This is a genomic window from Bacteroidota bacterium, from assembly GCA_016713925.1.
In the GTDB taxonomy this organism is placed as follows: domain Bacteria; phylum Bacteroidota; class Bacteroidia; order AKYH767-A; family OLB10; genus JAJTFW01.
This window is the reverse complement of the sequence record JADJOH010000007.1, coordinates 59,280-72,957: the sequence shown is the minus strand read 5'-3', so window position 1 is coordinate 72,957 and position 13,678 is coordinate 59,280. Positions and strand designations below refer to the sequence as shown.

The following is a 13,678-nucleotide window of genomic DNA, read 5'->3' as shown; positions in this document are numbered from 1 at the left end:
AGTGGTTACAATAAATTCTAAAAACAAGAACCATGAGTGAAAAACCAGTAACGATTCTACACATTGAAGATGACCAGGTAGATAAAATGGTGATTGACCGTGTTATCAAGCGCCTGAATATTACCAACCAGCTTTTGCATGCACCAAATGGCGAAGAAGCTTTGGATATACTTCGGGGAACCAATGGGAAGACGAAGGCAGATCCGATGCCCAATGTTATTCTTTTAGACATTAACATGCCTAAGATGAATGGATTAGAGTTTTTAAAGGAACTTCGTGCGGATGAAGCCATCAAGTCGATTAGTGTTTTTGTTCTCACCACTTCCAATGATGATGCGGACCGTAAGGAAGCTTATGAGCACAATGTTGCCGGGTATATTTTGAAACCGGTAGACATTGCTCAATTTGAAACCACCTTTCAGGTACTTGCCAATTTTTGGAAAATATGTGAATGGCCATAGGCCACTATGTAAGGTTTTGTGAATTTTCGTTCAAAGAATTTGGCAATTTTTTGAACAAAAAACACCGGATCGCTTCACAGGCAAATCCCGAACACATCAAAGCATTTCATGTTTGACATTTCCTTTTTTTTTTGCAATGGCAGCCTTTTAAAATCAGAATTTCTACTTTGACCCCAGTTTAAAATAGCGCCTAATTTCTTTTATTGACGTTCCATTCTCTTTCATTGCCTGTGGTAGTTGCAATGCTATTTCGTTCAACAATTCGGAGATATCCTCCTTCGTCATATGTAAGGAAAGTGGAATTCGCATACCGGTATTATTATACGAAACGCTTGGGAAAACGGAGAGATTCACATAAAAACCGGCATTCATCAAACGACTCACCATATTGTAACCCATAATCGGCTTACCCAAACAAACGAATTTCACGGGTGAAATATCATCGGAAAGCATTGGAATCTCCAGCATTTTGGCTGTCTGGTTGAAAAACTTAATTCTATCCTGCAATTGCTTTTGCATGGTATAAATATCTGCAGAGAGATGGATTTTTGCAGAAGCGACGGCAGCCCCTAAAACCGGCGGTGGTACCTGAATCGAGAAAATAGATGTTTTACCATAATCGTGTACTCTCCTATAATCTTCATCATCGGGAAAGACCATTACTCCACCACTGGCTCCGAAAGCTTTACCGAGAGAGGTGGTCAGATACATTCGCTTATGAAAAGGCACCTGACTCATCACGTAACCCGCACCATTTTCGCCTGCCCAACTCATTCCGTGTGCATCATCCACGTAGAGGTAAAGCTGTTCGTAGATATCCATCAACTTGATAATATCATTCACAGGGGCGAGATCACCGAACATGGAATACACACCATCGGAGAGGTACCAAACTTTTTTATGTGTCAGACTTAACTCCTTCACTCTATCTTCCAAAATATCCAAGCGGGAATGTCTGATGATTTCGGTGTGGATATTTCTTTCTTTCAAAAGCGAAACTGCCATTTGAACACTGGAATGCACACTCACATCCATCACGATGGCATCTTCATCACCAATCAAAATGGGCAGATTACTCAGATGTCCCAGAGTAGTTGTATTAAAAACAGCGGCCGGAGCTTTAAAGATTCTGGCTAATTTCTCCTCCAGTTCACCATACAATGGGGATGATAAATAAGATCGCGAAGAAGAGAATTGCACGCCAAAGCGAGTGATGGCATCAATAGCACCGGCCATCAGGCGCTGATCAAGATCAAGACCGAGATAACTGCAAGAGCTGAAATTTTTAATGCGTTTACCATTCAGGGTAACATGTCGCCCATCGATTTCTGAATCTTCGATGGTTTGCAATATAATTCCAAGTTTTTTTCCGGAAATAGAAACTTCATCTAATAATGATAGAATCTGTTCGTGCTTGCTTTTTACTCCTGTTTCTAAGTCCATATGCGCTCTTCGATATAGTTACTTGAATCACAATACCATTATTGTAGATTTAGCAACTGTCTAAAAGTATCATTCATAGTTCTTGCATGGACATTAAATTACCTGCATTTATTAACCTACAGGTGTTAATTACAAAATCAAAAAAAACACATTAAAAACTTTGTTTACTGCCTTTTCAAGCCAAAATACTATTCAAAAAAGCCATTAAATAGCTAAAGTCTGCAGATGGCTTACCTTTTCCTGCATTAATCAAATAGGGTTCAACTTTAATTAAATCCTGCGTTCTGAGAAGAAGCCAGCTTCAATTCAAAACCATTAAAACGCAAATCGCCAAGGTTGATTTTACATTGGTCGTCTACTGATATGCTTTGTGAAAGGTTAAGCACCTGGGAAGAATGCGCTTTATTAATAATCAAACGATAGACGGCGTTTTCCTTCGGATAGGTCGTAAACACACCCGTTTGTTGCGGCTCACTGGAGGTATAATAATAGTAGGTTGATCCCGAGTGAAATTTCCGGATAGCTGTCTGAATATTCCCCATATTTCCTTTCGAATAAATGCCATCGGGATGACCAATACCCAGCAAAGATTTATCGTCCAGATGAAATGTACCCTTTCCCTGAATAATTACTTGTTCACACATCAATTCCCCCCCCTGGTTCACGTTAAAAGTCCTTCCTGCGGCAATTGTTCCAAACTGATCTCCTTTAATAACGAGTTTTCTTTTCTCTGAGAGATTAACATTTCCGAGCACCACTTCACAGGTTGGTTTTTGGATCCACCTGGAAGAGCCGGAACCGCTTAGAATTATTTCAGATTCCGGGTGGATAGAAGTATTAAACGAACCACTGAGGAAAATGACATCTCCGTTCACTTTCAACTTCAGACTCCCATTCATTTTTGCATTTTGCGAATCAGTAAAATCAGCTCCCTTCAAGATAAAATCATCGGCCACATTGCATTGCAAAGTTCCCTGCTGAGCACCGGAGAATTTACCACCTGTTAGCTGGAAAGAACCGCCAATATTCAACGTATTATTACCACTAAACACAATGCCGGTTCCGCCACTACCTGTCCTGCGTATTTCAAAATTCCCCTGAATATTTTCAATTTTCCCGCCAAAATCTGACGTTGTAGCATCTGCCGCATCAATCGATAAATTACCAAAAGCGATATCCTTTCTGAATGTATTTGGGCCATATTTAAAAAATACCTGCCCCGAGCCCGGTGCAAAATAACATTGCATTCCCGGAATCACACCTACATTGTTGTGAATATACATGGACGCATTGTCCATGTAAAACTCTACGAAGGAAAAATAATCAGTGATGGCAGTATCCATTTGCAAAACTCCACCACAGGCCACATACATGGCATTCAGTCGCAGTGGTGCTGTAATTCTCAATTCTCCTCCTTTTTCAACGACCAATGTTTGAATATTGGAACCCGTACTGCTGATCATACGATGGCCTGCCTGAATGAAATAACTATTTCTCGATTCACTCATCTGTCGAGGAGCCACACCAGAGCCATCCCGCTTCGAATTCCATGAACTAACTTTTGCCAGCGACATGCTGCCCATAGAGTAAAAAAGGAATATTCGCTTGAGTGAACCGTTTGCCCATGGGATCTGAAATAGTAGGCTGATAGGCTATTGCACCAATCCGGATCTCATGACAAGCCGCATCAATCATTCCCGGACCGGTAACAGCTTCCGGCTTGACATCCATCGTCAACCAGAAATAATTTCTACCGGGAAGAAGTGCCATATTTCCTGAAAACAGAAAGGACTGATCCGTAATTTTTAAAACTGTTGTACCCACGGTTTGCTGCAAGGAGAATTCAGGGTCATTGCCTGTATACCAGAGTCGGGCGTTTTCCACATTATTCTCCACGGGTAACGATGTACCCTTTGCCGAGAAGGTAATTGAATTCACTTTCAAAGGTGTTCCTTTTCCTGATGTTTCTATCATTACACCTATGATTTGCTGATTGATACTTCCCCGCAAAATACGGGTTGTATCCTGGGTAGTAATGGCCTGTTTGAAAGTCATTGAAGATTGTGCTCTCCCTTCCTCATCATTCGAAAGATTAAAAATTACAATTAACAACATTACCAATCCTGCGGCAGCAGCAGCAGCAGCAACCATTGTTAAACGAACCGTAGTTTTTAATGCGGTTTTCTGACTTAAATTTTTCCTTGCCATGTTGAGCTAACAGATTTTATCCTGATTTTATACTTGAAACAAGCATAAAGGTTGCAGGAAATCAGTTCCACAAACTCATTTAATTCTGTAAATCAACTTGATATGAAAAAAAGGGGCAATAGAAGTCAAGTATGAATGGGGTTATCCATCAACTTTTCCAGACGAATTTACATCCTCCGGAAATCGCTACTTCACAAAGGACCGATTACTTAAAATAGAGGTTTACAAATTACCACGCAACGCCTGCTCTCTTTCGATTGCTTCGAACAATGCTTTAAAATTGCCTTTACCAAAGGAGCGTGCACCTTTTCGCTGAATAAATTCAAAAAACACTGTAGGGCGATCCTCCACCGGTTTCGTAAAAAGTTGCAGCAGGTATCCTTCTTCATCACGGTCGACTAAGATTCCCAGTCGGGCCAGATCTTCCATATCTTCATCGATTTTGCCTACTCTGGCAGAAAGTTCCTGATAATATGTTTGGGGGACCGCCAGAAATTCAACACCACGTGATTTCAATGTGGAAACAGTTTTAATGATATCGTTGGTTAAAATTGCAATATGCTGTACGCCTGCTCCGTGGTAAAATTCAAGATACTCGTCGATCTGCGATTTCTTCTTTCCTTCTGCGGGCTCATTGATCGGAAATTTAACATACCCGTTACCGTTAGACACTACTTTTGACATCAGTGCACTGTACTCGGTACTGATATCTTTATCATCAAATGTAATGATCATTTTAAAGCCCATGACATCTTCATAGAACTTCACCCAGTCATTCATCTTCCCCAGTTCCACATTCCCGACGCAATGATCAATCACTTCCAGTCCTACCGGCTCAGACTTTACTGTGGCCGAAACCGGTTTATATCCGGGCATGAAAACACCCTTGTAATTTTTTCTTTCCACGAATTTATGAATGGTTTCCCCATAGGTATGGATAGCTGAAATCTTCACTTCTCCCCATTCATCCGTTAAGGTAACAGGTTGCGTATGCGCTTTTGCTCCGCGGGACATTGTTTCATAAAATGATTTCTCGGCATCATCCACCCATAAAGCCAACACCTTAACACCATCTCCATGCGCAGCTACGTGCCGGGTAATTTCATGATCGGGATGAAGTGCGGTGGTCAATACAAAACGAACTTTGCCCTGTTGCAACACATACGAAGCCCTATCACGGACCCCTGTTTCCGGACCGGCGTAAGCAACAAGCTGAAAACCAAAAGTATGCTGGTAATAATAAGCGGATTGCTTCGCATTACCTACATAAAACTCGATGTGATCGGTACCATTTAAGGGTAAGAAGTCGGTAGACATATTCAAACGATTTAGGTTACAAATTTAAGGGTTCTGCCTGTAAATAGCGAGGAAATACTTTAGACCAATTGGCATACATTACAGAATGTGGACACACCTCCTTAATGTTTAGTCTTTTACAGTTTTAGGAAGCAGGAGCTTTAACTGACAACATACCATAAAGGGCTGATAAGAAACCTGTCATTCAATTTAAATGCACAATTATTACCATTTTAAAATCAGAAAACGAACAGATTGGGCAAGAAAAGCACATGAAGAGAAATTACTGAATGACAATTTTCCGTGTCAGAAGGGACTGTTCGTTATAAATTTTCACAAGGTACATACCAGGTGTTTGATCACTTAAATCAATCTCTGATTTGCTATTTTTTAGTTCGGAATGATAAATCAGCTCACTCCGGTAATTATAAACTTCCAAATTAAAATGACTCCAAAACGTTACCCCAATCACTTCAATTTGAAATTTTCCGGAGGAAGGATTTGGTAAAACCCTACAATTTATTTTTTCAAAGTCATCTTCCTTAATGGATGTAAAGGTATTACAGTTTATTGGTGCAGGAAGAGGGCATTGACCAACACCCCAGAAACACCAATCCACAAAACCAAGATACTCCACAGAGCAATCTGTATTCACTTTAAATGTCCATCTTCGGTACGCATCACATCCATCAAAACAATCCTGATACTCGAAATAAAAATCATAAAATCTTGAATTCCCGACTTTGCTGTATGAAATTTTTCCCGCAACACCTACCAGACTATTTTGTTCAGCTGTAAGTACACCGGGTACCATTTCAATAGTATCTATCAGTGCAAAAATATTCCAGGATGAATCTGTAGATAACACGGCATAATTTCCAATTGTCCAATTGTAAAAATTAGAGATGGTCAAACTATACCTGGTAACAAGGGTATCAATAAGAGGATCGCCTGTAATTGTATTCAAATTTTGCCATGCGCTTGTCCATGCATAATTGGTATCAACTTTTACAAGTAAACCGTCATAAGCCCCAAAACCATCAAACGGATTCAGTTGATGAACACAATATATATTAAATACGGAATCTCTTTCCGGAACTGAAATCGCATTTAAAATAGCTGCCATCCCCTCTGAAATCGTGTCAGTATATTCCTGTGGTATTCGCACCAGAGCGGTGTCCGGACTTTGGAGTTCGAAAAGCCTCTGGACTGCCAATTGTTTAATGTCGCGGCCGTACTCATTCATCAACAATGGAGGAATTATACAAGTTGAAGGAACTTGCGCACGCGTAGTATTGAATACTGAAACAAGCACTATTAAAAGAAGGATGTTTTTCATTTTCCGGAGGTTAAAATAAAGACAGGAAAATTGAGAAAAAGGTTGCTTCTCGAAAAATAAATTTTTGGTTTTCGTGTTTTCTTCTTTTGTCAAAGCTATTTAAAATCTATTCTAACTTTCCACACCTATTTGAGCATTGCCAATTCTGCTTAATTGTCGCTATTTAAGATGAGCAGTAACGTATGTCAAAATGTTAATACACCCACTTTCAGTCACTCCATAAATCCGATTACTCCGTATCCTGACGGGGTTTGCCGGGCCCCAGGCGCCACTGCAAATTATCCAATAAGCGCTCGTAAATCTGAGTAAACTCAACGATATCCACCGGTGGGGCCTCATGGTTTATCAGAATTTCCTTACGAGGTTTTTTATCAGAGATCCAAAGAAAATAAGCCGGGTAATCTGCCAGGTACTTATTCACATAAGCAGAATCCTTTTCTTCCATTTTATAGTTGCGAATTACTTTTATTAAATCTTCTAACTGCTGAGTCGAAAGCCGGGCTGTCCATGTACCGGTCTTCTTTACATTCTTCTCTCCTTCATATACGGCAAATCCGGATTTGTAAACCGTCGCTTTAAACTGCGGACAAGCACCGAAGCAAGCCCCTCTGCTTATAGCGACTAACAAGGAATCTTCCACATTTGAAGATCCGGAATTTACAGTCGAATTATTTGTTGAGGATGATCCTGATTTTTTTGTTTTACAGGACAATGTAAGCGCTGCAGCAATAAGCAATACAGAAACAATACGCAGGTTCATCATTTAAGGATAACGTTATACTCAATAGAACTGATTATAAAAGAGGGCCGAGTGAATGCTAACGGGATATCACACTATTTATTTCGGCATCTTATAGCCTTTTTCCTTCGCCATTTTCTCGAGTCGCTGCTGAAACTTCGATTTTGTCTGGCTAGCGGGACGCTTTTTATTTTCCTGAATTTTACGATGAATTTCATCATCATCCACAAAAGACTTAAACAAAAACTGCTGACCGATACTGATCACATTCGCCAGAAAATAATAATAACTCAATCCGGCTGAATAATTATTAAATACTCCGAGGAATACAATCGGCATCAGGTACATCATCCATTTCATTTGCGGATTCGTCATTGCACTTGAGCTGTTGACCATCGTAATTAAAATTGTTGAAATGGTCATCAGCAAAGTGAATAGACTCACGTGATCGCCGTACCCCCAGATGCTAAAGGGAAGGTCAAGAATAGAATCATAAGTACTTAAATCCTTCGCCCAGAGGAAACTCTCCTGTCGCAATTCGATGGACTGAGGGAAAAATCTAAACATAGCGATGAGGATAGGCAATTGCAAGAGCATCGGTAAACAGCCACCCAACGGACTCACACCGGCCTTTCTATATAGCCCCATCATTTCCTGCTGCAACTTCATGGGTTCCTCCTTGAACTTGCCCTGAATTTCATCAATTTCAGGTTTGAGCACTTTCATTTTTGCCTGAGAGAGGTATGCCTTAAACGTTAGTGGCAACAACATCACTTTAATGGCGATGGTAAGAATCAAGATGATAATGCCATAATTCCAGTTAAAGCTATTCAGGAAATTAAAAATCGGAATTACAATAAACCGGTTCACCCAACCAAAAATGCCCCATCCCAGAGGAATTTGCTTTTCCAGATTATCGCCTGCTTTTTTCAGATACTGATAGTGATTGGGGCCGATATAAAAATGCATTGCAAAAGATTCACGTTGCCCATGATTATAAGGAAGCGTAAACGAAGCCTTCATGCGTTTCACAAATGGTTCTTCCTCCACACCGGCAATCGTTTCAATTCGTGTCGGCTTATCAAAATCCTTATCGGCAATCAGCACTTGTGTGAAAAACTGCTGTTTCATAGCCACCCACTTGACCTTCGTTTTTATCTCTTCACTTTCATCCGACGTTTCGCTCAGATAATCTACTTCTTTATCTTCATCCGCGAACATATAATACATGGTAGCATTGGTTCGCTCAGCAGTCATGTCTTTTTCCTGCTTTATCAACTCCTCCACCCAATTCAATTCCACATAGCCTGTATTCGAGGCGATAATTGAATTCAATCCCACAAAGTTCACTTTGAATCCTATAACATACTTATCACCCGTGAGGGCGTATTCATATTCGAGGTAACGATCAGGAGCACCTGCTTCCAGACGCATGGTAAAGGTTGAACTATCTTTTGCTGCAACCGAAAACCCTTTCCCGGAAGCTTTAAAATACAAGTCGTTGGTAGAGATGATTCTATTCTGCGCGAAAAAGTTTAATCCAAACCGGGTAGAGTCGGATTCAAAAAGCCGGACCGGTTTCCCTTCAAAGTTTTTATACTGCTTCAGTTCGACAGATTTAATCCTTCCACCTCTGGTAGTCAGATTTACTTTTAGAACTTCATTTTCAATACTGACAATTTCTTCCTCACCTTGCCCTGCCGCTGAGAAAACGCCTAGTTTGTCGGAAAGTAAAAGTGCATTTACCGAATCCGCATTCAGAGAGTCAGGAATTGCAGGTGCGGTGAGATTGGAATCTGCCGCGACGGTGGCTGCTTTCAATTGAGCCGATGCTTTAGCCGCAACCTCTTTTTCAATCAGGGCAATACTATCCTGTTGCTTCTTTAATGCAGCCATTTCCTCCTCAGTGGGGGCGAAAAAAATGCTACTACCTATAAGTATCAGGCCAATAAGAAATAGCCCGATCATTGACATACGATCCATTCAGGGAAATTTATTCGCAAAAATACATATCCTTAGCGGATCAGAGAGCGAAAGAGGGCGCTAAAATTCAACTATTGACAATCACAGCCGTTGCATCCGACTTTGGTTCTTGTAGAGTACCGTTGGATTTATCGAGGGCAGCCTTCACGAAGCGAACAAAAAGCGGGTGTGGATGCAGGACAGTACTTTTATATTCCGGATGAAACTGAACGCCGATAAACCAGGGGTGATTTTTCAATTCCACCATTTCTACCAATCCATTATCCGGGTTAATACCGGAGGCAATCATACCCCCCTTCTCGAAATCACTTAAGTATTTACTATTAAACTCATAGCGATGGCGATGGCGTTCCATGACTTTTGATTTCCCATACACATGATACGCCTTCGTTCCTTTCACAATTGAACAAGGAAACTCACCCAGACGCATGGTACCCCCTTTATGCTGAATATCTTTTTGATCCTCCATCATATCTATAACAGGGTAATTGGATTCCGGTGACACTTCAGTAGAATGAGCATCTGCGAATCCCAGGACATTTCTGGCAAATTCTACTACAGCGCATTGCATTCCCAGACATATTCCTAAGAATGGAATTTTGTTTTCCCTGGCAAAGCGAATGGCTGCAATTTTACCTTCGATACCTCTTTCACCGAAACCGGGGGCCACCAAAATAGCATGCATACTTCCCAGTGTAGATTTGACATTTCCGGCATCGAGCTTTTCTGAATGAATCCATTCCAGTTTCACCTTGCATTCATTAGAGACACCGGCATGAATAAATGATTCCGCAATAGACTTATAAGCATCTTTCAACTCAATATACTTACCTATCAGCGCAATACGAACTTCATAGACCGGATTTTTCAATTTGCCCAGAAAATCCTTCCATGCCAACATATCGGGCTCCTGCTTCAAAGGCAACTTCAGTTTATTGATAATTACCTTGTCGAGCTGTTCTTTTAGCATCATCAAAGGAACTTCATAAATCGTTGAAGCATCAATAGATTCAATAACTGCATTGATATTAACATTGCAGAACAAGGCAATCTTACGACGCAAATCATTCGAAACCGGTTTTTCGGTACGGCAAACAAGTACATCCGGCTGAATACCATACTCTAATAACATTTTAACGGAGTGTTGAGTAGGCTTGGTCTTGAGTTCCCCGGTTGTACTTAAATAAGGTAATAAAGTCAGATGAATAACTGCTGCATTCGAGGAGCCCATCTCCCAAATCATCTGACGCACAGACTCGATATACGGCAAGGATTCAATATCTCCTACTGTTCCACCAATTTCCGTAATCACTATATCGTATTCGCCGGTTTCCCCGAGCAATTTAATACGACGTTTGATTTCATCGGTAATATGCGGAATCACCTGCACCGTTTTTCCCAGATACGCTCCCTCCCGCTCCCGGTTAATAACGGTTTGGTATATCCGTCCGGTGGTGACGTTATTTGACTGTGAGGTTGGGATATCTAAAAAGCGCTCGTAATGACCGAGGTCGAGATCAGTTTCAGCGCCGTCATTGGTGACGAAACATTCCCCGTGTTCGTAAGGATTCAATGTACCCGGATCCACATTAATATAAGGATCCAGCTTTTGAATGGTCACCCTATACCCTCTGGCTTGCAATAATTTAGCTAGAGAAGCGGAGATAATTCCTTTTCCTAAGGAAGAGGTTACCCCTCCGGTTACGAATACATAACGGACAGAGGTTGTGCTTACAGGTGACATGGTGTGCGGGAGTTTCGGCAAAATTAAGGGAAAGAAGCCGGCAAAAAGATGAAATTGTATAAATAGGTTGAATTTGGTTAAAACTTTTTCCCTTAAAGCATTGTTTATTAACCGTGCGCGGGGTAAAAAAGCAGGATCTTCCAACTAAAATTTGCTCAACGTGCCTCCGCCCATTCACATGGAGAAAGAAATGGAGGAGGGTATGGGAGGATGTCAAATACTGTAGTGTTAAGTGCAAAGGGGGAGTAATTAAAGTTTTTCCAAAATTAACCGGGAGACCATCTCCATAAAATAAAATAAGCCATGCATCAGTTAGAAACCACACAACGTATACCCATCTCCCTTGAGAAAGCGTGGGATTTCTTCTCCTCACCGGCGAACCTCAAAACCATAACTCCACCGCATATGGGCTTTGAAATCACTACCGGATATACACCCGGAGAAAAGATGTATGCCGGCATGATCATCTCCTATATTGTGAAGCCGATATTAAACATCCCGATGCGCTGGGTCACTGAAATTACGCATGTAAAAGAAGGCGTATATTTTGTAGATGAACAACGTTTTGGTCCTTATACGCTGTGGCATCATACTCATTTTTTCAGAGAGATTGACGGTGGCGTAGAGATGCAAGACCGCATACATTATAAAATTCCATTTGGTTTTCTGGGGAGAATAGCGAACAGTTTATTTGTCAGAAAACAAGTAACAGGGATTTTTGACTATCGCCATAAAAAACTTGAAGCGCTTTTTGGAATATGGAAGGGGGAAAATAGCAGAGCCACACCGGTAGAAGCGTAATTAAACGGATATAAGCGTTTATTCGACGGGTAAAAAAAATCGGCCACCTAGGTTTGTGGCATGATCAACGAAGATTTCCTTTATTATATATGGCAACACCGGCTTCTACAAAGTCATTTGCTGAAACTAATCACAGGGGAAGAAATTGAAATTCTGCATCCCGGAAATAGAAATTTTGAAAGCGGACCTGATTTCTTCAACGCCCGACTTCGGATAGGCGGCATCGTTTGGGCAGGGAATGTAGAAATACATACAAAAGCCAGCGATTGGTACAGACACCATCATACGGGAGATCTTTCGTACGATAACATCATCCTCCATGCCGTTGAAATTTCCGATACCGAAATTCTGCGTTTGGATGGGAGCGCGATGCCAACGCTCGTGATGCAAGGTAAATATCCGGCACATTACCTGGAACATTATTATAATCTGATGCAGGGAGCATCGCCTTTTGTCTCCTGCAGCCGACAACTACCGGAGGTGCCCCTCCTCGACCGTTCACTCGTACTGGATCGCCTGTTAACAGAGCGGCTGGAGAGCCGATTTGAAGATCTCCATAAATTACATCTTCTACAAGAAAAGCGGTGGCCGGATAGTTTATACCATTTGCTGGCCCGATCCTTCGGATTCAAAGTCAACGCCGGCCCTTTCGAAGTGTTGGCCAAAGCCGTCCCATATCCCCTCATAGCACGACACCGGCATAAAGCCGAGGATCTGGAAGCCTTACTTTTCGGACAGGCGGGACTGTTACCTGTACAGAGTCCTGAAGCCTATCCGGAAAGGTTAAAGAGGCAATATCGTTTTTTTAAAAACAAGTATCTGCTTAAGCCCATGTCGCCCCATGTCTGGAAATTCGGAGGACTCCGACCGGCCAACTTCCCTACGCTCCGCATCTCCCAATTTGCCATGCTCCATGCGGGTCAAGATTTTTTGCTCGACCGGATCATCACTGCTGGTGAAATCAACGATTTAGCGGAGATACTCGATGTGGCAGCTTCCGATTATTGGTACCAACATTACCGTTTCGGGTTACCTTCAGATAGCTATGCCAAGCGCATTGGAAAAGAGGCCATCCTGACACTCATCATCAATGCGGTAATCCCCTTTCTTTTCTTTTACGGACGACAGCAGGGATTGGCATTCCTCTGCGAAAAATCCCTCTACTGGATGGAGAAATGCCGGCCTGAGAGCAATCGTATCATACGCGGATGGCAGGACAGTGGATGGGAGGCTTGTAATGCCGGAGAAACACAAGCGTTACTTCACCTAAAAAAAAACTATTGCGATTATAAAAAATGTGTAAATTGCGGCATCGGACAATACCTGTTACGGCAACCATGCAAAACATTATAAATACTATTAAATCCTGGTTCGAGCGACAAGCGTTCGGGGTATGTGATTGGTGGGGAGAGAAGCTACGCATCAAATCAGCGGCCATCCGGATGTTTTTTATCTACGCTTCGTTCCTGACCGTGGGTTCCCCTATTATCATTTACATGATCATGGCTTTTGTGAAGAAATTGCGAAACATGATGCAGGTTCAACGGCGCGGCAGTGTTTGGGATTTATAAGTAAAAAATGTTGTAATGACCCTGTTGCCCTGAAGCCAGATCCTTTTTTTCAAGCCTCTATCCACCATTATTTTGGAAGACCCGCGACAAAAA

General features: G+C 41.7%; 13 protein-coding genes. 5 read left to right on the top strand and 8 right to left on the bottom strand.

The window, feature by feature from the left end:
- Positions 1-32 precede the first annotated feature (32 nt).
- Positions 33-461: a response regulator gene (locus tag IPJ86_08400; GenBank protein MBK7887310.1), complete on the top strand. Its 429-nt coding sequence runs from the start codon at positions 33-35 to the stop codon at positions 459-461.
- 162 nt (positions 462-623) lie between these two features.
- Here the strand turns inward: IPJ86_08400 and IPJ86_08395 are convergent, their stop codons facing one another.
- The 8 genes from IPJ86_08395 to IPJ86_08360 form a co-directional block, all read right to left on the bottom strand.
- A complete protein-coding gene (locus IPJ86_08395; GenBank protein ID MBK7887309.1) occupies positions 624-1,904 on the bottom strand; it encodes an aminotransferase class I/II-fold pyridoxal phosphate-dependent enzyme in 1,281 nt (426 codons plus the stop codon).
- 266 nt (positions 1,905-2,170) lie between these two features.
- Positions 2,171-3,478, bottom strand: a complete 1,308-nt coding sequence (locus IPJ86_08390; GenBank protein ID MBK7887308.1) for a hypothetical protein — start codon at positions 3,476-3,478, stop codon at positions 2,171-2,173.
- Positions 3,459-4,112, bottom strand: a complete 654-nt coding sequence (locus IPJ86_08385) for a hypothetical protein (protein MBK7887307.1) — start codon at positions 4,110-4,112, stop codon at positions 3,459-3,461. Before IPJ86_08385 ends, IPJ86_08390 begins: the two co-directional genes overlap by 20 nt.
- A 222-nt stretch (positions 4,113-4,334) precedes the next feature.
- Positions 4,335-5,429, bottom strand: coding sequence for a 4-hydroxyphenylpyruvate dioxygenase (gene hppD / locus IPJ86_08380; GenBank protein ID MBK7887306.1), 1,095 nt, complete (start codon positions 5,427-5,429; stop codon positions 4,335-4,337).
- A gap of 262 nt (positions 5,430-5,691) precedes the next feature.
- On the bottom strand, positions 5,692-6,747 hold the full coding sequence (locus IPJ86_08375; protein ID MBK7887305.1) for a T9SS type A sorting domain-containing protein: 1,056 nt from the start codon (positions 6,745-6,747) through the stop codon (positions 5,692-5,694).
- Between the two features lie 229 nt (positions 6,748-6,976).
- Positions 6,977-7,510, bottom strand: coding sequence for a hypothetical protein (locus tag IPJ86_08370; GenBank protein MBK7887304.1), 534 nt, complete (start codon positions 7,508-7,510; stop codon positions 6,977-6,979).
- Positions 7,511-7,585: 75 nt separating this feature from the next.
- A complete protein-coding gene (gene yidC / locus IPJ86_08365; protein ID MBK7887303.1) occupies positions 7,586-9,469 on the bottom strand; it encodes a membrane protein insertase YidC in 1,884 nt (627 codons plus the stop codon).
- A 67-nt stretch (positions 9,470-9,536) separates the two neighbouring features.
- Positions 9,537-11,213 carry a CTP synthase gene (locus tag IPJ86_08360; GenBank protein MBK7887302.1) on the bottom strand — a complete coding sequence of 559 codons (1,677 nt, stop codon included), beginning with the start codon at positions 11,211-11,213 and terminating at the stop codon, positions 9,537-9,539.
- A 113-nt stretch (positions 11,214-11,326) separates the two neighbouring features.
- Between IPJ86_08360 and IPJ86_08355 the strand changes: the two genes are divergently transcribed.
- Genes IPJ86_08355 through IPJ86_08340 form a run of 4 tightly spaced genes read left to right on the top strand, consistent with a single transcriptional unit; the run spans position 11,327 to position 13,585 of the window.
- Entirely contained in the window at positions 11,327-11,503 is a 177-nt protein-coding gene (locus IPJ86_08355) for a DUF2256 domain-containing protein (GenBank protein MBK7887301.1), read from the top strand.
- A gap of 13 nt (positions 11,504-11,516) precedes the next feature.
- Entirely contained in the window at positions 11,517-12,014 is a 498-nt protein-coding gene (locus tag IPJ86_08350; GenBank protein ID MBK7887300.1) for an SRPBCC family protein, read from the top strand.
- A gap of 60 nt (positions 12,015-12,074) precedes the next feature.
- Positions 12,075-13,367 (top strand): DUF2851 family protein, encoded by a 1,293-nt coding sequence (locus IPJ86_08345; GenBank protein ID MBK7887299.1) that lies wholly within the window; start codon positions 12,075-12,077, stop codon positions 13,365-13,367.
- A complete protein-coding gene (locus IPJ86_08340; GenBank protein ID MBK7887298.1) occupies positions 13,364-13,585 on the top strand; it encodes a PspC family transcriptional regulator in 222 nt (73 codons plus the stop codon). Before IPJ86_08345 ends, IPJ86_08340 begins: the two co-directional genes overlap by 4 nt.
- Positions 13,586-13,678 lie beyond the last annotated feature (93 nt).

What these genes read in the sequence shown, in the direction of transcription:
- IPJ86_08400 (MBK7887310.1), top strand. Translation starts at nt 33, where the DNA reads ATGAGTGAAAAACCAGTAACGATTCTACACATTGAAGATGACCAGGTA.
- IPJ86_08395 (MBK7887309.1), bottom strand. Translation starts at nt 1,904, where the DNA reads ATGGACTTAGAAACAGGAGTAAAAAGCAAGCACGAACAGATTCTATCA.
- IPJ86_08390 (MBK7887308.1), bottom strand. Translation starts at nt 3,478, where the DNA reads ATGTCGCTGGCAAAAGTTAGTTCATGGAATTCGAAGCGGGATGGCTCT.
- IPJ86_08385 (MBK7887307.1), bottom strand. Translation starts at nt 4,112, where the DNA reads ATGGCAAGGAAAAATTTAAGTCAGAAAACCGCATTAAAAACTACGGTT.
- hppD (MBK7887306.1), bottom strand. Translation starts at nt 5,429, where the DNA reads ATGTCTACCGACTTCTTACCCTTAAATGGTACCGATCACATCGAGTTT.
- IPJ86_08375 (MBK7887305.1), bottom strand. Translation starts at nt 6,747, where the DNA reads ATGAAAAACATCCTTCTTTTAATAGTGCTTGTTTCAGTATTCAATACT.
- IPJ86_08370 (MBK7887304.1), bottom strand. Translation starts at nt 7,510, where the DNA reads ATGATGAACCTGCGTATTGTTTCTGTATTGCTTATTGCTGCAGCGCTT.
- yidC (MBK7887303.1), bottom strand. Translation starts at nt 9,469, where the DNA reads ATGGATCGTATGTCAATGATCGGGCTATTTCTTATTGGCCTGATACTT.
- IPJ86_08360 (MBK7887302.1), bottom strand. Translation starts at nt 11,213, where the DNA reads ATGTCACCTGTAAGCACAACCTCTGTCCGTTATGTATTCGTAACCGGA.
- IPJ86_08350 (MBK7887300.1), top strand. Translation starts at nt 11,517, where the DNA reads ATGCATCAGTTAGAAACCACACAACGTATACCCATCTCCCTTGAGAAA.
- IPJ86_08345 (MBK7887299.1), top strand. Translation starts at nt 12,075, where the DNA reads ATGATCAACGAAGATTTCCTTTATTATATATGGCAACACCGGCTTCTA.